The following is a 20,319-nucleotide window of genomic DNA, read 5'->3' on the forward strand; positions in this document are numbered from 1 at the left end:
GGAGAGCGATAGTGAAAACGCTGCTGATAAAAGATCCTTCAACAGGACTGGCTTCTGCCTACATGGCAAAACAACGTCTGGCCGCTGCGGCTGCTCAGGCTGGTATAACGCTAACCGAAAACCCGGCCGAGGCCGAACTGGTGATCGTCACCGGTAAAACAGTACCAGAGGATGCCGCGCTGACGGGGAAATCCGTGTGGCTGGGCGATGTGCAGCAGGCAGTCAGTGAACCTGAACTGTTCCTGAATCGTGCCAAAGCCGAAGCGAAACCCTGGCAAGCCAGCGTGGCAGCACCTGCTGCCGTTGCCGCTGTGCCAGCGAATGGGCCAAAACGTGTGGTTGCTGTGACCGCTTGCCCAACGGGCGTTGCGCATACCTTTATGGCGGCCGAGGCAATCCAGGCGGAAGCGACCAAACGCGGCTGGTGGGTTAAAGTTGAAACCCGTGGCTCTGTAGGGGCCGGTAACGCGATCACCCCTGAAGAAGTTGCCGCAGCCGATCTGGTTATCGTGGCCGCGGATATCGAAGTGGATCTGGCTAAGTTTGCGGGTAAACCGATGTACCGCACCTCAACTGGTCTGGCACTGAAAAAGACCGCGCAGGAGCTGGATAAAGCCGTGGCAGAAGCGAAGCCTTATAAACCTTCTGGCGCGCAAAACAGTTCTCAGGAAGAGAAAAAAGAGGGCGGCGCGGGGGCTTACCGTCACCTGTTGACCGGCGTCTCCTACATGCTGCCCATGGTGGTGGCGGGTGGCTTGAGTATCGCGCTGTCTTTTGCGTTTGGTATCACGGCCTTTAAAGAGCCCGGTACGCTGGCCGCTGCCCTGATGCAAATCGGTGGCGGGAGTGCCTTTGCACTGATGGTTCCGGTTCTGGCGGGCTTTATTGCCTTCTCAATCGCGGATCGTCCTGGTCTGACGCCTGGCCTGATTGGCGGTATGATCGCCACCAGCATCAACGCGGGCTTCCTTGGCGGCATCATCGCCGGTTTTATTGCGGGTTATGCGGCCAAACTGATCAGCGGTAAGGTGAAGTTGCCACAGAGTATGGAAGCGCTAAAACCTATCCTGATTATTCCGCTGTTTGCCAGCCTGATCACCGGCTTGCTGATGATCTACGTGGTAGGTAAACCGGTCGCGGGCATCATGAGCGGTTTGACCAGCTGGCTGGCTAACATGGGTACCGCGAATGCAATCCTGCTGGGCGCTATCCTGGGTGGCATGATGTGTACCGATATGGGTGGTCCTGTTAACAAAGTTGCTTACGCATTTGGCGTCGGCCTGCTGAGTTCACAAACCTACGCACCTATGGCCGCAATTATGGCTGCCGGTATGGTGCCACCGCTGGCTATGGGGCTGGCGACGCTGGTTGCGCGTCGTAAATTTAACAAAGGTCAGCAGGAAGGCGGTAAAGCCGCGCTGGTTCTGGGTCTGTGCTTTATTTCAGAAGGTGCGATTCCGTTTGCGGCCCGTGACCCGATGCGCGTCCTGCCATGCTGTATCGTCGGTGGCGCAGTAACCGGTGCCGTTTCCATGGCGATTGGTGCCAAGCTGATGGCGCCGCACGGTGGCCTGTTCGTCCTGTTAATCCCGGGGGCGATTACGCCGGTCGTGGGTTATCTGATGGCGATTTTGATTGGTACCGCGATTGCCGGATTAGGCTATGCAGTACTGAAGCGCCCGGAAGAAGAGCTGGCGAAAGCCTGACAGGTAAGACGACAAAGGAGCCGCAAGGCTCCTTTTTCTTATTTCTTAACGTTGTTCTGACTTAAGCCAGGCAATTTCATCTTTCCAGATATCCGGATTAATGGTCTCCAGAATCAGCGGAATACCATCGAAACGCGAATCCTTCATCATCCAGCTAAAGGCGGTTTTACCGATATTCCCCTCACCCAGGCTGTGATGACGGTCAACCCGGCTGCCCAGCGTACTTTTGGCATCATTCAGGTGCATCCCGCGAAGATAGTTAAAACCCACCACGCGCTCAAATTCGGCAAAGGTCTCCGTGCAGGCGGCTTCACTGCACAGATCGTATCCGCCCGCGAAGGCATGGCAGGTATCGATGCAAACGCCGACGCGCGACTTATCTTCGACGTGTTCAATAATGGTCGCCAGATGTTCAAAGCGGAACCCCAGGTTGCTGCCCTGACCGGCGGTATTTTCGATAACGGCGGTCACGCTGTGGGTTTGATCCAGGGCGATGTTAATTGACTCGGCGATGCGCTTTAAGCAGGTCAGCTCATCAATTTGCTGTAAATGACTGCCCGGATGAAAATTCAGTAGCGTCAGCCCCAGCTGTTCCGCGCGCTGCATTTCATCTACGAACGCATCGCGCGATTTTTGCAACGCGTCCATGACCGGATGCCCCAGGTTTATCAGATAGCTGTCGTGCGGCAGAATCTGGCCCGGTCCAAAATGATATTTCTCACAGGCAGCGCGGAAGGCGGCGATGGTTTCGTCTGACAGCGGGGCGGCTTTCCACTGACGCTGGTTCTTCGTGAACAGCGCAAAAGCCGTGGCTTCCAGTTCGTGGGCGCGGAGGACCGCCTGATCCACACCACCCGATGCGCTGACGTGCGCGCCAATATACTTCATGCCGTTCTCCTGAAGGATTTAACTCAGATTGAACGGCATGATACACGATGGCGCTGTAGCAAAGCGCGGTGCGCAGGAAATTTTTAGCGAGGTCAGGAGGAAGCATTATCAGGAATACAGCCGTGCCGCAAAGGGCTCGCTCTTTTCACCCGAATACGCGAAAAGTCTCTGGAAAGGGGCCGGGCGTGAGGCGAAAACGGCCGATGCCGAATCGACCTTGTCTGTCGGAAGAAGACAACGTAGCGGATCAGTGGCGGAGTTTCGCCAATTCGTCTTCGGTCAGGCCGGTCATTTTAATCACGGTCGGGCGATCAAGGCCGTTATTTAACATGGTCCGGGCAATCTTCAGCGCTTCTTCCTTCCTGCCTTTTTCAATGCCTTTTTGTTCCAGCTGTTCTGCAATGGTCATCAGAGCCTCTCCGTGTTGCGGCACCCGCTGTGCCAGCTTATGAACAAAGGTTTGCGCATCTGAAGCTTCGCCCACCTGTATCATGTAGTTTACCAGCGATATCACCAGCGATGAAGAGAGATGTTTATGTAGAAGAAGACTGACCAGGCTGTCAATCAGGGCTGTCAGGTTTCGCTGGTGGATATGCTTTTGCAGTAAGGTTAAGGCGGCCATGCTGCGATGGTGTGCAATCTCCTCGTCAGGGATAATCGTCACATCAACCAAAGGGAAAGCCGTGGTGTACAGTGCGCCCGCGATGTCCGGTCGGGCAAATTCATCGAGCCAGCAGAGGGAATAAGGATACGGGCTGCGTTTACCGGTATAGAACAACATTGGGATAACCAACGGCAGTGTTTTATGCCCGGCCTGCAGGTGGCGGTGCATGGCGGCAACCGCATAGCGCATCAACCTGAAGGCCATATGTTGATCCGGACCGGACTGATGCTCGATAAGCACGTGGATGTAGCCTTCCCCGGATGCGGTTTTAAGGCTGTAGAGCACGTCGCTGAAATACTGACGCAGATCGTCTTCGACAAACGAACCCGATTCCAGTTTAAGGGTGGACAGGTCGCAAAAGGCTCGTAACGGTTCTGGCAGGTGGATCGCCATAAAATCCTGCGCAATATCGGGCTGTGTCAGAAACTGCCTGAACAGGGCATCGTGAGGCGTTGGCGTGGTGGTTTTTATCTTCATCCGTCCCGGCTCGAAAAAATGACCTGCCTAAAATAGGGCAGACCGGGGCGTTCGCCTAATAACGGCGCAGTAATGTACGGCGCGTCTCGCAAATCCCCGCGAGTGGTGCAGTGAAGGGGAAGTGGCCGCCATAACCGGCCCCGTCAAGGGCCGGTCAGGAAGGGAGAGGGCTGCGTGCTTACGCCATGAGGTGCTGGACCAGCAGATTAATAGTACCGCCACCCACAATCAGCCAGACAAATACCAGTGCTCCTAACAGCACAGGCTTAAATCCGGCAGCGCGCAGGGCAGTAAAGCGGGTAGTTAAGCCCAACGCTGCCATTGCCATGGTCAGCAGGATCCCGCCGAGGGTATTTAATGTGTTAACCCACCCGGCCGGCAACCAGTGCAGGGAGTTGAACAGAGCGACAGCAACAAACATTAAAGCAAACCACGGAAAGGTGACCGGCTGTGCGCTATGCTGTGCTGTCTGTTCACGTCGCAGTACACCGCTTAGCAACAGTAAAAACGGAGCCAGCATCATCACCCGGAGCATTTTCGCAATGACTGCGCTGCTCTCGGTTTCGGGCGCAATGCTGTGCCCGGCGGCGACCACCTGGGCCACTTCGTGGATCGTCGAACCGGTGAAAACACCAAACTGTGTCAGACTGACGGCAGGGAAAAGATGATGAACCCATGGCCACAGCAAGGGATAAACAAAGATCGCCAGGGTGCCAAACAGCACGACCGTTGCCACGGCCACCGCCACCTTTGAGGGGGCCGCTTTCACGACTGGCTCTGTGGCCAGTACGGCAGCGGCACCGCAGATGCTGCTCCCCGCACCGATTAACCACACGGTGTCACGATCGAGCCTGAGCAGGCGCCTGCCCAGCAGGCAGGTTATAAAAAACGTGCTGCTCAGGGTCAGTACATCAATAACGACGCCGCTCAGGCCGACATCCGTGATTTGTTGTAAGGTGATGCGAAATCCGAACAGTATCACGCCCAGCCGGAGCAGTTTTTGTTTGGCCAGCAGTACGCCAGCGTCGCACTGACCGGCCATCGGGGAATAAACACTGTTCCCGATAATGATGCCCAGCATAATGGCCAGAGTTAACGAACCCAGCCCCAGATTCGAGACGGCAGGTACCTGCGCCAGCAGCGCCGTGACGCTGGCAAGGGTACCGCATAGCAACAGGCCTGGCAGCCATTGCTGCACAGTGTGAGATTTTGAAATGCTGATGTCGGCCATGATTACGCTCCTGGTTGAGCACGCATCATCGCGCCAGGTTTGTTAAAAGTGAAATTGATTATATATTTATAATCTACCGCTATAAGTGATAAGGCAGGATATATGCTGTTCGCACGACTGGGGCGCTTAATCACGCTCATCAAAAGAGATGTTTTAACGCTCGCCTATGCCTGCCGCGATCCCCGAACGCCGCTGTGGTGTAAAGGCGCGGCCGTGGGACTCATGGCGTACGGCATCAGCCCCATTGATGTAATCCCTGATGTCATCCCGGTCGTCGGGCTACTTGATGATGCAGTGATCATTCCCACCGGCGTCATGTTGCTGCTGAAAATGTTACCCACGGAAGTGCGCGCCAGCAGCGCAGAGCGTGCCCGGCAGCAGCGTGCACGCGGTAAAACCCTGTTCGGTGTGCTGGGTGTGGTTTTTCTGCTGTGGATAGCCCTGATGGTTTACCTCTTACAGCGTTAGATTCAGGAGTCTCCATGCACATTACACTGCGACAAATCGACGTTTTTACCGAAGTGCTGAAAAGCGGCTCCACCACGCAGGCTTCTCAGGTGCTGGCCTTGTCCCAGTCAGCCGTCAGTGCGGCACTCGCCGATCTGGAAAACCAGCTTGGCGTTCAGCTTTTCGACCGTGTAGGTAAGCGACTGGTAGTGAATGAACACGGCCGGTTACTATACCCGCGGGCCGTGGGCCTGCTTGAACAGGCGACGGAAATCGAACAGCTGTTTAAAGAAGATAACGGGGCTATCCGAATTTATGCCAGTAGCACAATCGGGAATTACCTGTTGCCGGGGATGATTGCCGGCTACCGCCGTGATTTCCCGACCTTACCTTTAGAGCTGAGCGTGGGAAACAGCCAGGACGTGATCATGGCCGTGTCTGAATTCAGGGTTGATGTCGGGTTAATCGAAGGTCCCTGTCATATGACGGAACTGGTAAGCGAGCCCTGGCTTGACGATGAGCTGGTGGTGTTTGCCGCGCCGGATGCTGCCATTTTACAGCAGCCGGTGACGCTGGCATCGCTGGCGGAGGCCACCTGGATTCTTCGCGAACGGGGTTCAGGGACGCGCGAAATCGTTGATTACCTGCTGCTTTCTCATCTGCCGACCTTCCAACTGGGCATGGAACTGGGCAACTCCGAAGCGATCAAACATGCCGTGCGTCACGGCATGGGCATTAGCTGTTTATCCCGCCGGGTTATTGCCGACCAGCTCAGTGCCGGAACGCTCATTGAGCTGAATACGCCTTTGCCCAATTTGACGCGTACGCTTTACCGTATTCATCACCGGCAAAAACATATCTCAAAGGCGCTGTCACGGTTTTTGTCCTACTGCCGGGAATAACCGCAGGGGGAGGCTGATGATGAAATAAGCGGTTCAACCCCTTGAAATTCAGGGAGACAGGCGCTGCCGCTAATAATCTGCCGCCTATCATGAAGGTAACTTATATCAACGCAGCATTCGCTATACAGTGCGGCCTTTGCTGCTACAATCGCGCCTTATTTTTACCCAGCGTAATGTTTACACATGCATAATGACACAAAAACAACACAACAACCTGCGTTACGACGCGATCTAAAAGCGCGTCACCTCACCATGATCGCCATTGGCGGTTCAATCGGTACAGGCCTCTTTGTGGCATCAGGTGCCACCATCTCTCAGGCCGGTCCAGGCGGCGCGTTACTCTCCTATGCCCTGATTGGTTTGATGGTTTATTTCCTCATGACCAGCCTGGGTGAACTGGCGGCATTTATGCCGGTATCCGGTTCTTTTGCTACCTACGGTGCGAAATACGTCGAAGAAGGCTTTGGTTTTGCCCTTGGCTGGAACTACTGGTACAACTGGGCGGTTACGATTGCCGTTGACCTGGTGGCTTCCCAACTGGTGATGAATTACTGGTTCCCGGACACGCCAGGATGGATCTGGAGCGCTCTGTTCCTGAGCCTGATGTTCCTGATCAACTACATCTCGGTGAAAGGCTTCGGCGAAACGGAGTACTGGTTTTCGCTGATCAAGGTTGTCACCGTGGTGATCTTTATCGTGGTTGGCGTACTGATGATTGTCGGGATTATGCGCGGCGCTGAAAATGCGGGCTGGCATAACTGGCAGGTCGGTGACGCGCCATTTGCGGGCGGTTTCGCCGCGATGATCGGCGTGGCGATGATTGTCGGCTTCTCCTTCCAGGGCACTGAACTCATCGGTATTGCGGCGGGGGAATCAGAAGATCCGGCGAAGAATATTCCTCGCGCGGTACGTCAGGTGTTCTGGCGTATCCTGCTCTTCTATGTGCTGGCTATCCTGATCATCAGCCTGATTTTGCCTTATACCGATCCGCAGCTGTTACACAATGATATTAAAGATATCAGCGTCAGTCCGTTTACGCTGGTGTTCAAAAATGCCGGTCTGCTGTCAGCGGCGGCGGTGATGAACGCGGTCATTTTAACGGCGGTATTGTCCGCGGGTAACTCCGGAATGTACGCCTCAACGCGCATGCTTTATAACCTTGCACGCGAAGGCAAAGCACCGCGTATCTTTGCCCGCCTGTCAAAAGGTGGCGTCCCCCGTAATGCCCTGTGGGCGACCACGGTGGTGGCTGGTCTGTGCTTTTTAACCTCGAAATTTGGCAATCAGGAAGTCTATCTCTGGCTGTTGAATACCTCAGGCATGACCGGCTTTATCGCCTGGCTCGGTATTGCAATCAGCCACTACCGTTTCCGTCGGGGTTACGTTGCGCAGGGCCACGATCTTACTGCGCTGCCATATCGTTCCGGCTTTTTTCCCGTTGGACCGATTTTTGCTTTTGTCCTTTGTCTGATTATCACTCTGGGCCAGAATTATCAGGCGTTCCTGCAGGATAAAATCGACTGGTACGGCGTGGCGGCTACCTATATCGGTCTGCCGCTGTTCCTGCTGATCTGGCTGGGTTACAGGCTGGTGCGGGGCGGTCGGATCGTCAAATATACTGAAATGGAATTTCCCGTCTATAAAGACTAACAATGCCTGAAAGCGCCTGGTGAACGCCGGGCGTTTTTTAAGCTTACGTCATCACTGTTAACATTCCATGAATTGATAATTATTATCACCTGCACTATTGTGGCTGCGTTTTTAATTCTGGAGCCATTACTGGGTTGAATCATGACAACGGAATCCTCGTTGATCGGTGCTGAAGCGGACCATCAGCACACATTAAAAAACTATCATCAGGTTGTGCGCCGCCGAATCTTCTGGCTGGGTGCGCTGCTGATAGCGATACTCGCCTCACTCGTTCTTGATTTTACGCTCGGTCCGGCAGGGCTCTCTTTGTCCGTGTTGTGGCACACGCTGCTCTCTCCTGAGAGCGTCGATGCAGGTACCCGCGTAATCGTCTGGGATATTCGCCTGCCTTATGCCTTGATGGCGATTGTTGTTGGCCTGGCGCTGGGCCTCGCCGGCGCCGAAATGCAAACGATCCTGAATAATCCGCTCGCCAGTCCGTTCACGCTGGGCGTGTCTTCTGCGGCGGCGTTTGGTGCAGCACTGGCGATTATTCTGGGCGTAGGGATCCCGGGCATCTCCGGGCAGTGGTTTATCTCGGCCAACGCCTTTCTGTTTGCCCTGTTTGCCGCGTTGATGCTGGATGGCATTACGCGATGGACCCAGGTGTCATCGTCCGGTGTGGTGCTGTTTGGTATCGCCCTGGTGTTTACTTTTAACGCCTTGGTTTCAATGATGCAGTTTATCGCCAGCGAAGATACGTTACAGGGGCTGGTGTTCTGGACCATGGGCAGCCTGGCGCGCGCCTCCTGGGAAAAGCTGGGCGTTCTGAGTGCGGCCTTTGCGCTGCTGGTTCCCTTCTCTATGCTCAGCAGCTGGAAACTTACCGCGTTGCGCCTGGGTGAAGACAGGGCGATCAGTTTTGGTATTGATGTTCGTCGTTTACGCCTGGCCACGCTGCTCCGTATCAGCGTACTGTCCGCGCTGGCCGTCGCCTTCGTCGGGCCGATTGGCTTTATTGGGCTGGTGGCACCGCATATTTCCCGCATGATGTTTGGTGAAGATCATCGCTTCTATTTGCCGGCCAGCGCGCTGACCGGTGCCCTGGTGTTGTCGCTGGCTTCTGTGGCGTCGAAAAACCTTATTCCCGGCGCCATCGTGCCGGTGGGCATAGTGACTTCGCTGATTGGCGTACCGTTCTTCCTGAGTATTATTCTGCGTCACCGGGGGACAGTATGAGGGAGCAAGGATTAAGCCTGCGCGGCTTCACGACCGGCTATCCCAAACGCCAGGTCATTGAAAACCTGAATGTGGCGCGCCTGCCGCGTGGGGAAATTACGGTTCTGCTAGGACCGAACGGCTGTGGCAAATCTACGCTGCTGCGTGCGCTGGCCGGACTGAATAAAGGGCAGGGCGAGCTGTGGCTCAACGGGGAAGACCTGATGACTCAGCCTTTCGCCCAGCGTGCCAGACAGGTCGTGTATCTGCCCCAGTCGCTGCCGGCTGGCGTTCATCTGCACGTGCTGGAGTCCATCATCGTGGCACAGCGCGCTTCCAGTGGTTTACATAGCGCCGCCAGCGAGGCGGACGTGATGGCGCTGCTGGAGCAACTGGGCATTGCGCATCTGGCCATGCGTTACCTTGACCAGCTCTCCGGTGGACAGAAACAGTTAGTGGGCCTGGCGCAGTCGCTGATTCGTCGGCCTGCGCTGCTGCTGCTGGACGAACCGCTCAGCGCGCTGGATTTAAACTACCAGTTCCACGTGATGGATTTGGTACGGCGTGAAACCGCGCTGCGCAATATGGTCACGGTGGTGGTGGTGCACGATATCAATATTGCCTTACGCCACGCTAAGCATGCGGTGATGCTTAAAGCGGGCAGGTTAATTGCCGAAGGCACGCCGGATAGCGTTATCACCCCAGCAACCCTGGCGCAGGTTTACGGCGTACAGGGCCGCATTGAGCACTGTTCACGCGGTACACCGCAGGTCATGATTGACGGGCTGGTACAGGAAGGACTGTCTTGAAATCAGGGGATTGCACTGGCAATCCCCTGTGTGAGATCACCCTACCAGCAGGTGTTGCGCATGGAAGCGCAGGTGATCTTCGACAAAGCTGGCAATGAAGAAGTAGCTGTGATCGTAGCCAGGCTGGATGCGCAGGGTCAACGGGAAGCCCATTTCCTGCGCGATCGCTTCTAAGCGCTCCGGCTGCAGTTGATCCGCCAGGAACTGATCGCTGTCGCCCTGATCGATCAACAACGGCAGACGATGCTGAACCTCCCGCATCAGCTGGCAGCTGTCGTAGGCGAGCCAGGCCTGGCGATCGTCCCCCAGATAGGCCGTGAATGCTTTCTGGCCCCAGGGAACCTCACAAGGGTTAACGATGGGCGCAAAGGCGGAAGCCGACGCAAAGCGGTTTCCCAGACGTAATGCCAGCATCAGCGCACCGTGTCCGCCCATGGAGTGGCCCATTATCGACTGACGTTCACTGACCTTAAAGTTATCGGCAACCAGCTCAGGCAGCTCGTCACTCAGGTAGTCGAACATACGGTAATGATCCGCCCAGGGCTGTTGCGTGGCGTTGAGGTAAAAACCTGCGCCCTGGCCGAGGTCATAGCCTTCGTCATTCGCAACCTGCTCACCGCGTGGGCTGGTGTCCGGCATGATTAACACCAGGCCCAGCTCGGCAGCGACACGCTGTGCGCCAGCCTTGGTGGTGAAGTTCTCGTCGTTGCAGGTCAGGCCCGCCAAAAACCACACCACCGGCGGCGGGGAATCACCGCGCGGACTCGGCAAATAGATACTGAACGTCATCGGGCAATGAAGCACCTGAGACTGATGACGCCAGCGCTGCTGCCAGCCGCCAAAAATACGATGCTCTTCCAGCAGCTCCAGAGTAGATGTCATAGATAGCGCCCCCGGTTACTTGTTAAAATGCACAACGGAGCGGATCGATTTCCCTTCATGCATTAAATCAAAGGCGTCATTAATCTCTTCAAGCGGCATGGTATGGGTAATGAAATCGTTCAGCGCGAATTTCCCATCAAGATAATCCTGCACGATACCGGGAAGTTGTGAACGGCCTTTCACGCCACCGAAAGCAGAGCCACGCCAGACGCGGCCGGTTACCAGCTGGAATGGACGCGTTGAAATCTCCTGACCTGCGCCTGCAACGCCGATGATCACCGACTCGCCCCAGCCCTTGTGACAGCACTCCAGAGCAGAGCGCATCACATTGACGTTACCGATACATTCAAAGGAATAATCCACGCCGCCGTCGGTGAGTTCAACAATCACGTCCTGAATAGGCTTGTCATAGTCTTTGGGGTTAATCAGATCGGTGGCACCCAGCTTACGCGCCAGATCAAACTTACTGGTGTTGATATCAATACCAATAATGCGGCCCGCTTTGGCCATTTTCGCGCCGATAATCGCCGACAGACCAATGCCGCCCAGCCCGAAGATGGCAACGGTATCGCCTTCTTTAACCTTGGCGGTGTTCATCACAGCGCCCATACCGGTGGTTACACCACAACCCAGCAGGCACACTTCTTCCAGTGGCGCTTCTTTACTGATTTTCGCCAGGGAGATTTCAGGCACGACGGTATATTCAGAGAAGGTTGAAGTGCCCATGTAGTGGAAAATCGGCTTGCCGTCTTTAAAGAAACGCGTGGTACCGTCAGGCATCAGACCTTTGCCCTGCGTGGTGCGGATGGCCTGACACAGATTCGTTTTACCGGACAGGCAGAACTTACATTGACCACATTCGGGCGTGTAAAGCGGGATCACGTGATCGCCCACTTCAACGCTGGTCACGCCTTCGCCGACCGCTTCAACAACGCCACCGCCTTCGTGGCCCAGAATCGCCGGGAACACGCCTTCAGGATCGCTGCCGGACAGCGTATACGCATCCGTATGGCAGACGCCGGTGGCGACGATACGTACCAGCACTTCCCCTTTCTGCGGCGGCATAAGATCCACTTCTTCGATTTTTAGCGGTTCGCCTGCGGCCCAGGCTACGGCGGCACGGGTTTTGATCATGTTCATGCAATCCCTCTTCCAGTCAGATTGTGACGCGATGTGGCGTCTGGATGGTCGTGATAAGTTAAAAATAGCGCGGAAACTCTATTCCGCCGCCTGCAATGGATGCATCAGCTCGTCATTGAGCGGACGATCGTGAAATTGTTCAATAATAAGATACTTCAGCGCCTCAACGTTGGGCGTGAAAGCATCGCGTCGCCACATCAGCCAGGTGGCGGTGTTGCGATATTCAGCCGGCAGGCTGTGTACCTGAACACGGGCGCGGTCTGGCATCTGTTTCAGCACCGACGCGGGAATCATAGCCACGCCCGCGCCGCCTGCGACACAGGCCAGCATGGCATGGTAAGACTGAATCTCCATCACGCTGTGAGGCGCGGCCTGGCTGTCGCGGTACCAGGCTTCAAGTTTAACCCGGTAAGAACAGCTGTTGCGAAAGGCAAACAGGGTATCGTCTTGCGTGTCGCGCGCGCAGGTTACCGGGATATGATCAAGATCGGTGATCAAGACCATCTCCTCGCGAAAGGCAATACAGCCATTCAGATCGTCGTGCTGAACCGGGCCATCGACCAGGGCCGCGGCCAGCGTGCCTTCACGTACTCGATCAATAATTTCCCCTGAGGTGCCTGTGATCAGCGATAAGGCGACAGCAGGAAAACGCTGATGGAAGGCAGCCAGAAGGCCAGGCAGGCGCGTCGCGGCGGTACTTTCCATCGAGCCAAGTGCAAAATTCCCGCCGGGTTTACCCGCTCGGGTCATATTTAATGCTTCATCACTCAGGGCCAGAATACGCTGGGCGTAGTTAAGGAAATTATGGCCCATGGGCGACAGGCGAATGCGCTGTTTTTCGCGAATAAACAGATCGACACCCAGTTCCTCTTCCAGCTGACGCAGACGCGTCGTGAGGTTGGAGGGAACCCGATGCAGCTGTTCCGCAGCACGGGCCAGGGAACCGCTTTCTGCCACGGAACAGAACATACGTAACTGAACTAAATCCATAGTGTTCTCTTCCTGTAAACAAGTTGCTTAAGATTATTCACTTTTTGTGAGTTTAAGCATCGTTCATGCTATAAGCAAGTTTCTGTGTAAAAAACTGAGGTGGCAGATGGCGTTTCGCGTGGCAATAAGTGCATTTTTGACGTTGTTTGTTGTAATGGGAATCGGGCGCTTTGCCTTCACTCCGCAGGTTCCCCTGATGATTCAGGCGCACCAGTTAACGCTGACCAGCGCCAGCCTGGTGGCGGCGTTAAACTATCTGGGCTACCTGTGCGGGTCTTTCGATGCCATGCGCGCACGCCATAAGGTCGCGTTGCGTCTGCAACTCGGAACGTGGGGTGCCGTGGTGCTGACGGCACTGTCGGCCTTTGCCGACGGGCCGTGGTGGCATGGCATTATTCGCTTTGCCATCGGCTGGGCCAGTGGATGCGCCCTGGTGCTGGCGGCGGCGTGGAGCAACGAGCAGTTGCATCAGTATGGTCGTCCGGGGCTGTCGGCAGCCGTCTTTGCCGGACCGGGTGCAGGCATTTTTATCAGCGGTCTGCTCGCGGTGAGCTTGCACAGATATCAGGTCTCAGCGGCGCTGGCCTGGTGGGTTTATGCCGCGCTGGCGGCGGTATTGGTGGCGCTCATTAGCCGAAATCTGCCGCGCAAGGGTGAGCTACATCGTCCGGAGCAGGCACCGCCATCGCTGGTGCTGACCCGTAACCTCCGGCGGCTGGTCCTGAGTTACAGCCTGGCGGGCTTTGGCTATATTCTCCCCGCGACATTTCTTTCACAAATGGCTGCAGTGCGTTTTCCAGGCAGTGCTGTGGCACAGTTTGTCTGGCCGATATTCGGCGGTGCGGCGGTCATCGGTATTGTTCTGGGCATTGTCACGCGCAAGACGGGGAGCAGCCATGCCCGCCTGGCGGTGGCCCTGTGGGCACAGGCGCTGGGTGTGCTGGCGGCCGCATTGCTGCCGGGATTCAGCGGGCTGCTTATCGGCGCGCTACTGGTCGGGGGCGGCTTTCTGTGTGTGGTACAGCTGTCTTTGCTCTGTGCCCGTGAACTGGCACCGCAGCATATGCGTTATATGGCCGGCCTGCTGACAACCGGCTATGCGGTTGGGCAACTGGCAGGGCCTATGCTCTCCTCGCTGTCAACGCTGTTTCTTCATCGTCTCGAACCCGCACTGTGGGTGGCGGGGGCCAGTCTGATCGTCGCAGGGCTTCTGGTCTGGCGTCGGGACGCGTGAAAAGCTTTCATCTCCAATCGGATTGATTGCTGGATTCCCTGCACAGAAAGTTTCACAATACGCACTCAGAAATATGACCCGCTGGCAACAGACGGCGGGCGCAACACCTGCCGGAGAAGAGTAAAGATGAGCACCTTGAGTCAGGAAGCTGCACTGGTCCACGAAGCGCTGCTAGCGCGTGGGCTGGAAACGCCGCTGCGCGCACCCACGCGTGAAATAGACGATGAAACGCGTAAAAGCCTGATTGCAGGCCATATGACGGAAATCATGCAGCTGCTGAATCTGGATCTTGAAGATGACAGCCTGATGGAAACCCCGCATCGCATCGCCAAAATGTATGTCGATGAGGTCTTTTCCGGTCTCGATTATGCCAACTTCCCCAAAATCACGCTCATCGAAAACAAGATGAAAGTGGATGAGATGGTGACGGTTCGCGACATTACGCTGACCAGCACCTGCGAACATCATTTTGTGATTATCGACGGGAAAGCCACCGTCGCGTATATCCCTAAAGATAAGGTGATCGGCTTATCCAAGATCAACCGCATCGTGCAGTTCTTCGCGCAGCGGCCTCAGGTGCAGGAGCGTTTAACACAGCAGGTCCTGCTGGCGCTGCAAACGCTGTTGGGAACGAATAACGTTGCCGTTTCGATCGATGCCGTTCACTACTGTGTGAAAGCGCGCGGCGTGAAGGATGCCACCAGCGCCACGACCACGACCTCGCTGGGTGGGCTGTTTAAATCCAGTCAAAATACCCGTCAGGAATTCCTGCGCGCGGTGCGTCATAACTAAAGCTGACGGGCGGGCGCGACGGTCGCCCGCCTGAGACATCAGGATCCCACATGCAACGCTACCTCGTGCTGGATTTTATTCGGGGCTGTGCCATTCTCGGCATTCTGTTGTTAAATATTATTGGCTTTGGTTTACCTTCTGCTGCCTACCTTAATCCTGCCTGGCAGGGCAGCATCACCCTTTCTGATGCCTGGACGTGGGCTATTTCCGATGTCTTTGCCCAGCTTAAATTCCTGACGCTGTTCGCCCTGCTGTTTGGAGCAGGCCTGCAGATGCAGCTGTCACGCGGTAGCCGCTGGCTGACTGCCCGTTTATCCCTGTTAGTGATGCTGGGATTGATTCACAGCGTATTTATCTGGGAAGGCGATATCTTGCTGGATTACGGCATTATCGGGCTGGTTATCTGGCGTATGCTGCGCGATGTTCCCTCTACCCGGGGGTTAATTAACACCGGAATTCTGCTCTATCTGATGGGATGCGCCGTGTTGCTGGTATTTGGCTTGATCTCCAGCCCTGAACCGTCGCCCTCATGGCTCCCGGGCGCTGCAGAGATCCAGTACGAGCAGTTCTGGAAGCTCACGGGCGGTCTGGCCGCCGTGCAGATTCGTTTAGATCACCTTTCTTCGGGATTGATGGCGCTGGTGGCCCAGTACGGCTGGCAACTGGCGGGACTGATGATGCTGGGGGCGGCGCTGGTGCGCAGCGGATGGCTGAAAGGAACCTTTCCGCTACAGCACTACCGACGCGTTGCTGCGCTGTTGCTGCCGCTGGGTTTGCTGATGGCGGCGGCGGGCGTTGCCGCACAGTGGTGGGTTCACTGGGACTACCGCTGGAGCGCGTTTTATCTGCAACTGCCGCGCGATCTGGCCAGTCCGCTCATCAGCCTCGGCTATACGGCATTGTGTTTCGGCTTTTGGTCTTCTGTCCAGCGCTGGCGGCTGAGCTATGCCATTCGTTGCGTAGGTCGAATGGCGCTCAGCAACTACCTGTTGCAATCCCTGATCTGTACCACGCTCTTTTATCGCTTCGGCGAGTTTATGCATTTCTCACGCCTGCAGCTGGTGATGCTGGTGCCAGTCATCTGGTGCGTTAACCTGCTGTTTTCCGTGCTGTGGCTGCGTTACTTCCCGCAGGGCCCCCTCGAATGGATCTGGCGTCGTCTGACGCTGATTGCCGCAGGCGCACCGTCCACTTCCCCCTCTGAAAGATAATGACCGCCATCACAAAGGTTACAGAATTGTATGTAACCGTTTTCATTGATGTGACGTAATTCACGCTGTGTGGCGATCTTCCCTGACAAAATAGCGCCGGTGTTGTAACTGGCGTAATGCCTTATCTCTCTGGAAGTGCTGCATGATAACGATTCGTGATGTTGCGCGTCAGGCCGGTGTGTCAGTGGCCACCGTTTCGCGCGTACTAAATAACAGCAGCGCGGTCACCGCTGAAACACGTGACGTCGTGTTACAGGCGGTTGACGCTCTGGGCTATCGCCCAAACGCCAACGCTCAGGCGCTGGCTACCCAGGTGAGTGATACCATCGGGGTGGTGGTTATGGATGTTTCCGACCCCTTTTTCGGCGCGCTGGTGAAGGCGGTAGATACCGTGGCACAGCGCGTGCACAAGCATGTTCTGATCAGTAACTCCTGGCACCATGAAGAAAAAGAACGCCACGCCATTGAAGTGTTGATACGCCAACGCTGCAATGCGCTGGTGGTGCACGCGAAAACGCTTTCAGACGCCGAACTGGCCGATTTTATGAGCCAGGTGCCCGGTATGGTGGTGATTAACCGTAGCGTGCCGGGTTTCGAGCATCGCTGTGTCAGCCTTGATAATGTAACGGGCGCATTGATGGCCTCAAGAATGCTGCTGCAACAGGGGCATTGCCGCATTGGCTATTTGTGTTCCAGTCATCCCATTGAAGACGTTACACAGCGGCGTGAAGGCTGGCTGCAGGCCCTGGCAGAGCAGGGGATTCGTCCGCAGGAAAGCTGGATAGCCAGCGCCGAACCCGACATGCAGGGCGGCGAAGCCGCAATGGTTGAACTGCTGGGGCGTAATCTCAATCTGAGCGCCATATTCGCCTATAACGACAGCATGGCGGCAGGCGCGCTTACGGCCCTTAAAGACAACGGAATTCAGGTCCCTCAGCATTTTTCCGTAGTGGGCTTCGACGATATTCCGATTTCACGATACACCGATCCGCAGCTGACCACCGTTCGCTATCCCATTGTTTCAATGGCAAAACTTGCCACGGAGCTGGCGCTTCAGGGGGCCGCGGGCTGTATCGACAGCAGTGCAAAACACATCTTTATGCCGACGCTGGTACGCCGCCATTCCGTAGCGCAAAAGCAAATTGTGGAGTCCGTCACTAATTCAGGCGATTCCACGATGTAACCGTTTTCAATCTGTGATTGTATTCACAGTTAATTAACATTGCTATCACTATGATGGCAGCGTCTTACAGTACTGAAACATTATGTAACGCCACTCTCCTGTTGAGGGCACCGGCCTGGTCGCCGGTTTACATGGTTCATGACACGCACTATGGATGCAGTAGCCTACACGGAAGTCACGGAAGTTGAGTTTTGCATGGCACAGCAGTGGCTCAGCCTGATAGAGAGCGCATCCTGCCTCGCCGAATAATTCTACCTGATGTTCTAACGCCATCTGCGCGGCAGAACAAAAAAAGACCCTGCAAAAAAACCGGAGATACCATGAATAAGAAGGTTTTCACGCTCACAGCACTGGTTGCCAGCATGATGTTTGGTGCAACGGCGCATGCCGCTGACACGCGTATCGGCGTAACCATTTACAAATACGACGACAACTTCATGTCGATGGTACGTAAAGATATCGAGAAAGAAGCCAAGACGCTGGGCGGTATTCAGCTGCTGATGAATGACTCGCAGAACGACCAGTCTAAACAGAACGATCAAATTGACGTGCTGATGGCAAAAGGCGTGAAAGCGCTGGCAATTAACCTGGTCGATCCGGCCGCGGCCGCGGTGGTTGTCCAGAAAGCCCGTGCTAACGACATTCCCGTGGTGTTCTTCAACAAAGAGCCAAACGCGAAAGTGCTGGCCAGCTATGACAAAGCTTACTACGTGGGTACTGACTCAAAAGAGTCTGGTGTGATTCAGGGCAAACTGATTGAGAAGCACTGGAAAGCAACCCCGGCCTGGGACCTGAATAAAGATGGTGTGATTCAGTTCGTTCTGCTGAAAGGCGAGCCGGGCCATCCGGATGCGGAAGCGCGTACCAAATACGTTATCGATACGCTGAACAAAGACGGTGTTAAAACCCAGCAGTTAGCGATGGATACGGCAATGTGGGATACCGCTCAGGCGAAAGATAAGATGGACGCCTGGCTGTCAGGTCCTAACGCCAAGAAAATCGAAGTGGTTATCGCCAACAACGATGCCATGGCAATGGGTGCCGTAGAAGCGCTGAAAGCACACAACATGTCTTCCATCCCGGTCTTCGGTGTGGATGCGTTACCTGAAGCACTGGCGCTGGTTAAGTCAGGCGCAATGGCCGGTACCGTGCTGAATGACGCGGAAAACCAGGCGAAAGCCACCATCGACATGGCCAAGAACCTTGCAGATGGCAAACCGGCGACGGCAGGCACCAACTTCAAGATGGTTGATAAGATCGTACGCGTACCTTATGTACCGGTTGATCAGGAAAACCTGTCTCAGTTCCAGAAATAACTCTTTGCAGACGGGCGCGGCAGCTGCTGCGCCTTTTTTATGTCATCACCGTTTTGTAGCCAGGTAAATTATGGCCAGTGATAATACGACCGCGCAGCGCGAATATCTGCTGGAAATGACCAACGTCAGTAAATCATTTCCCGGCGTGAAAGCTCTCGACAACGTTAATTTAAAAGTGCGGCCTCACTCCGTTCATGCACTAATGGGTGAAAACGGCGCTGGTAAATCGACATTGTTAAAGTGTTTATTTGGTATCTATAAAAAAGATACAGGCAGCATTCTTTTTCAAGGGCAGGAAATAGATTACAAAAGCTCCAAAGAAGCGCTGGAAAACGGCGTGTCGATGGTGCACCAGGAATTAAACCTGGTATTACAGCGTACCGTGATGGACAACATGTGGCTTGGGCGTTATCCACGCAAAGGTGTTTTTGTCGATCAGGACAAAATGTACCGTGATACCAAAGCGATTTTCGACGAGCTGGATATTAATATCGATCCGCGTGATAAAGTCGCCCATCTCTCCGTCTCGCAAATGCAGATGATTGAGATTGCCAAAGCATTTTCCTATGACGCCAAAATCGTGATCATGGATGAACCGACTTCTTCGTTAACCGAAAAAGAAGTTAATCATCTGTTCACGATTATTCGTAAGCTCAAAGATCGCGGCTGCGGAATTGTTTACATCTCGCATAAAATGGAAGAAATTTTCCAGCTGTGCGATGAAATTACCATCCTGCGTGATGGCCAGTGGATTGTGACTCAGCCGCTTGAAGGGCTGGATATGGATAAGATCATCTCCATGATGGTTGGGCGTTCTCTCAGTCAGCGCTTCCCGGATCGCACCAATGTTCCGGGTGAAACCATTCTGGAGGTGCGCAATCTGACCTCGCTGCGTCAGCCCTCAATTCGCGATATTTCTTTTGATTTACGTAAAGGGGAGATACTCGGCATTGCCGGGTTAGTGGGTGCAAAACGTACCGATATCGTTGAAACGCTGTTTGGCATTCGCGAAAAATCGGGCGGCACAATTAAACTGCATGGTAAAACGATTAACAATCATACCGCCAATGAAGCCATTAACCATGGTTTTGCGCTGGTAACTGAAGAGCGTCGTTCTACCGGTATTTACGCTTTTCTGGATATTGGATTTAATTCCCTGATATCCAATATCAAAAAATATAAGAACAGTATTGGTCTGCTGGATAATAAACGCATGAAAAGCGATACCCAATGGGTTATCGACGCTATGCGGGTAAAAACGCCAGGGCATCATACGCAAATTGGTTCACTTTCTGGTGGTAACCAGCAGAAGGTCATTATTGGTCGCTGGTTGCTGACTCAGCCTGAAATCTTAATGCTTGATGAACCCACGCGCGGTATTGATGTGGGGGCCAAATTCGAAATTTATCAGCTGATGGCTGAGCTGGCGAAGAAGGAAAAGGGCATCATTATTATCTCTTCCGAAATGCCAGAGTTGCTGGGCATCACCGATCGTATTCTGGTAATGAGTAACGGTCTGGTCGCCGGCATTGTTGATACGAAAACGACCACGCAGAACGAAATATTGCGTTTAGCGTCATTACACCTTTAATGAAGTAAG

General features: G+C 54.8%; 18 protein-coding genes. 12 read left to right on the forward strand and 6 right to left on the reverse strand.

The features are described from left to right. Positions 1-11: 11 nt before the first annotated feature. Positions 12-1,706, forward strand: a complete 1,695-nt coding sequence (gene fruA, locus PAGR_RS07580) for a PTS fructose transporter subunit IIBC (RefSeq protein ID WP_014605420.1) — start codon at positions 12-14, stop codon at positions 1,704-1,706. 45 nt (positions 1,707-1,751) lie between these two features. Here the strand turns inward: fruA and nfo are convergent, their stop codons facing one another. The 3 genes from nfo to PAGR_RS07595 form a co-directional block, all read right to left on the reverse strand. After that, positions 1,752-2,594 (reverse strand): deoxyribonuclease IV, encoded by an 843-nt coding sequence (gene nfo / locus PAGR_RS07585; protein ID WP_013026435.1) that lies wholly within the window; start codon positions 2,592-2,594, stop codon positions 1,752-1,754. A 247-nt stretch (positions 2,595-2,841) separates the two neighbouring features. Next, the gene (locus tag PAGR_RS07590; protein WP_014605421.1) at positions 2,842-3,735 is read right to left on the reverse strand and encodes an Rpn family recombination-promoting nuclease/putative transposase; all 894 of its coding nucleotides are present in this window, start codon (positions 3,733-3,735) and stop codon (positions 2,842-2,844) included. Between the two features lie 178 nt (positions 3,736-3,913). Next, the gene (locus tag PAGR_RS07595) at positions 3,914-4,966 is read right to left on the reverse strand and encodes a YeiH family protein (RefSeq protein ID WP_014605422.1); all 1,053 of its coding nucleotides are present in this window, start codon (positions 4,964-4,966) and stop codon (positions 3,914-3,916) included. 102 nt (positions 4,967-5,068) lie between these two features. Here PAGR_RS07595 and PAGR_RS07600 point away from each other — a divergent pair, with 102 nt between their 5' ends. The 5 genes from PAGR_RS07600 (at position 5,069) to PAGR_RS07620 (ending at position 9,971) form a co-directional block, all read left to right on the forward strand. Then, positions 5,069-5,434: a YkvA family protein gene (locus tag PAGR_RS07600; RefSeq protein WP_014605423.1), complete on the forward strand. Its 366-nt coding sequence runs from the start codon at positions 5,069-5,071 to the stop codon at positions 5,432-5,434. A 14-nt stretch (positions 5,435-5,448) separates the two neighbouring features. Then, complete coding sequence (yieE, locus tag PAGR_RS07605) at positions 5,449-6,315, forward strand: DNA-binding transcriptional regulator YeiE (RefSeq protein ID WP_014594115.1); 867 nt, start codon at positions 5,449-5,451, stop codon at positions 6,313-6,315. Positions 6,316-6,498: 183 nt separating this feature from the next. Continuing rightward, entirely contained in the window at positions 6,499-7,965 is a 1,467-nt protein-coding gene (locus PAGR_RS07610; protein WP_014605424.1) for an amino acid permease, read from the forward strand. A gap of 141 nt (positions 7,966-8,106) precedes the next feature. Next, the gene (locus PAGR_RS07615) at positions 8,107-9,183 is read left to right on the forward strand and encodes a FecCD family ABC transporter permease (protein WP_013026429.1); all 1,077 of its coding nucleotides are present in this window, start codon (positions 8,107-8,109) and stop codon (positions 9,181-9,183) included. Next, entirely contained in the window at positions 9,180-9,971 is a 792-nt protein-coding gene (locus PAGR_RS07620) for an ABC transporter ATP-binding protein (RefSeq protein ID WP_014605425.1), read from the forward strand. Before PAGR_RS07615 ends, PAGR_RS07620 begins: the two co-directional genes overlap by 4 nt. 36 nt (positions 9,972-10,007) lie before the next feature. Here PAGR_RS07620 and fghA read toward each other — a convergent pair whose 3' ends face one another. The 3 genes from fghA to ptrR form a co-directional block, all read right to left on the reverse strand. Then, on the reverse strand, positions 10,008-10,853 hold the full coding sequence (fghA, locus tag PAGR_RS07625) for an S-formylglutathione hydrolase (RefSeq protein WP_013026427.1): 846 nt from the start codon (positions 10,851-10,853) through the stop codon (positions 10,008-10,010). 15 nt (positions 10,854-10,868) lie between these two features. Further along, positions 10,869-11,993: an S-(hydroxymethyl)glutathione dehydrogenase/class III alcohol dehydrogenase gene (locus PAGR_RS07630; protein ID WP_013026426.1), complete on the reverse strand. Its 1,125-nt coding sequence runs from the start codon at positions 11,991-11,993 to the stop codon at positions 10,869-10,871. Between the two features lie 78 nt (positions 11,994-12,071). Continuing rightward, complete coding sequence (ptrR, locus tag PAGR_RS07635) at positions 12,072-12,983, reverse strand: putrescine utilization regulator PtrR (RefSeq protein ID WP_013026425.1); 912 nt, start codon at positions 12,981-12,983, stop codon at positions 12,072-12,074. 106 nt (positions 12,984-13,089) lie between these two features. Here ptrR and PAGR_RS07640 point away from each other — a divergent pair, with 106 nt between their 5' ends. The 6 genes from PAGR_RS07640 to mglA all read left to right on the forward strand — a co-directional run bounded on the left by PAGR_RS07640 (position 13,090) and on the right by mglA (position 20,310). Further along, positions 13,090-14,217 carry a YbfB/YjiJ family MFS transporter gene (locus tag PAGR_RS07640; protein WP_014605426.1) on the forward strand — a complete coding sequence of 376 codons (1,128 nt, stop codon included), beginning with the start codon at positions 13,090-13,092 and terminating at the stop codon, positions 14,215-14,217. 126 nt (positions 14,218-14,343) lie between these two features. Beyond that, positions 14,344-15,009, forward strand: coding sequence for a GTP cyclohydrolase I FolE (folE, locus tag PAGR_RS07645; protein WP_014594111.1), 666 nt, complete (start codon positions 14,344-14,346; stop codon positions 15,007-15,009). A gap of 50 nt (positions 15,010-15,059) precedes the next feature. Next, positions 15,060-16,220 carry a DUF418 domain-containing protein YeiB gene (gene yeiB, locus PAGR_RS07650; RefSeq protein WP_014605427.1) on the forward strand — a complete coding sequence of 387 codons (1,161 nt, stop codon included), beginning with the start codon at positions 15,060-15,062 and terminating at the stop codon, positions 16,218-16,220. Positions 16,221-16,362: 142 nt separating this feature from the next. Continuing rightward, a complete protein-coding gene (gene galS / locus PAGR_RS07655) occupies positions 16,363-17,403 on the forward strand; it encodes an HTH-type transcriptional regulator GalS (protein ID WP_013026421.1) in 1,041 nt (346 codons plus the stop codon). Positions 17,404-17,723: 320 nt separating this feature from the next. Further along, positions 17,724-18,719 carry a galactose/glucose ABC transporter substrate-binding protein MglB gene (gene mglB / locus PAGR_RS07660; RefSeq protein WP_013026420.1) on the forward strand — a complete coding sequence of 332 codons (996 nt, stop codon included), beginning with the start codon at positions 17,724-17,726 and terminating at the stop codon, positions 18,717-18,719. Positions 18,720-18,789: 70 nt separating this feature from the next. After that, a complete protein-coding gene (gene mglA, locus PAGR_RS07665) occupies positions 18,790-20,310 on the forward strand; it encodes a galactose/methyl galactoside ABC transporter ATP-binding protein MglA (RefSeq protein ID WP_014605428.1) in 1,521 nt (506 codons plus the stop codon). Positions 20,311-20,319 lie beyond the last annotated feature (9 nt).

Origin of the sequence: Pantoea ananatis PA13 (assembly GCF_000233595.1) — a bacterium.
Taxonomy (GTDB): Bacteria; Pseudomonadota; Gammaproteobacteria; order Enterobacterales; family Enterobacteriaceae; genus Pantoea; species Pantoea ananatis.

What these genes read in the sequence shown, in the direction of transcription:
- mglB (WP_013026420.1), top strand. Translation starts at nt 17,724, where the DNA reads ATGAATAAGAAGGTTTTCACGCTCACAGCACTGGTTGCCAGCATGATG.
- PAGR_RS07630 (WP_013026426.1), bottom strand. Translation starts at nt 11,993, where the DNA reads ATGAACATGATCAAAACCCGTGCCGCCGTAGCCTGGGCCGCAGGCGAA.
- yeiB (WP_014605427.1), top strand. Translation starts at nt 15,060, where the DNA reads ATGCAACGCTACCTCGTGCTGGATTTTATTCGGGGCTGTGCCATTCTC.
- PAGR_RS07595 (WP_014605422.1), bottom strand. Translation starts at nt 4,966, where the DNA reads ATGGCCGACATCAGCATTTCAAAATCTCACACTGTGCAGCAATGGCTG.
- mglA (WP_014605428.1), top strand. Translation starts at nt 18,790, where the DNA reads ATGGCCAGTGATAATACGACCGCGCAGCGCGAATATCTGCTGGAAATG.
- yieE (WP_014594115.1), top strand. Translation starts at nt 5,449, where the DNA reads ATGCACATTACACTGCGACAAATCGACGTTTTTACCGAAGTGCTGAAA.
- PAGR_RS07615 (WP_013026429.1), top strand. Translation starts at nt 8,107, where the DNA reads ATGACAACGGAATCCTCGTTGATCGGTGCTGAAGCGGACCATCAGCAC.
- fghA (WP_013026427.1), bottom strand. Translation starts at nt 10,853, where the DNA reads ATGACATCTACTCTGGAGCTGCTGGAAGAGCATCGTATTTTTGGCGGC.
- PAGR_RS07600 (WP_014605423.1), top strand. Translation starts at nt 5,069, where the DNA reads ATGCTGTTCGCACGACTGGGGCGCTTAATCACGCTCATCAAAAGAGAT.
- folE (WP_014594111.1), top strand. Translation starts at nt 14,344, where the DNA reads ATGAGCACCTTGAGTCAGGAAGCTGCACTGGTCCACGAAGCGCTGCTA.
- PAGR_RS07620 (WP_014605425.1), top strand. Translation starts at nt 9,180, where the DNA reads ATGAGGGAGCAAGGATTAAGCCTGCGCGGCTTCACGACCGGCTATCCC.
- ptrR (WP_013026425.1), bottom strand. Translation starts at nt 12,983, where the DNA reads ATGGATTTAGTTCAGTTACGTATGTTCTGTTCCGTGGCAGAAAGCGGT.
- PAGR_RS07640 (WP_014605426.1), top strand. Translation starts at nt 13,090, where the DNA reads ATGGCGTTTCGCGTGGCAATAAGTGCATTTTTGACGTTGTTTGTTGTA.
- galS (WP_013026421.1), top strand. Translation starts at nt 16,363, where the DNA reads ATGATAACGATTCGTGATGTTGCGCGTCAGGCCGGTGTGTCAGTGGCC.
- PAGR_RS07610 (WP_014605424.1), top strand. Translation starts at nt 6,499, where the DNA reads ATGCATAATGACACAAAAACAACACAACAACCTGCGTTACGACGCGAT.
- PAGR_RS07590 (WP_014605421.1), bottom strand. Translation starts at nt 3,735, where the DNA reads ATGAAGATAAAAACCACCACGCCAACGCCTCACGATGCCCTGTTCAGG.
- nfo (WP_013026435.1), bottom strand. Translation starts at nt 2,594, where the DNA reads ATGAAGTATATTGGCGCGCACGTCAGCGCATCGGGTGGTGTGGATCAG.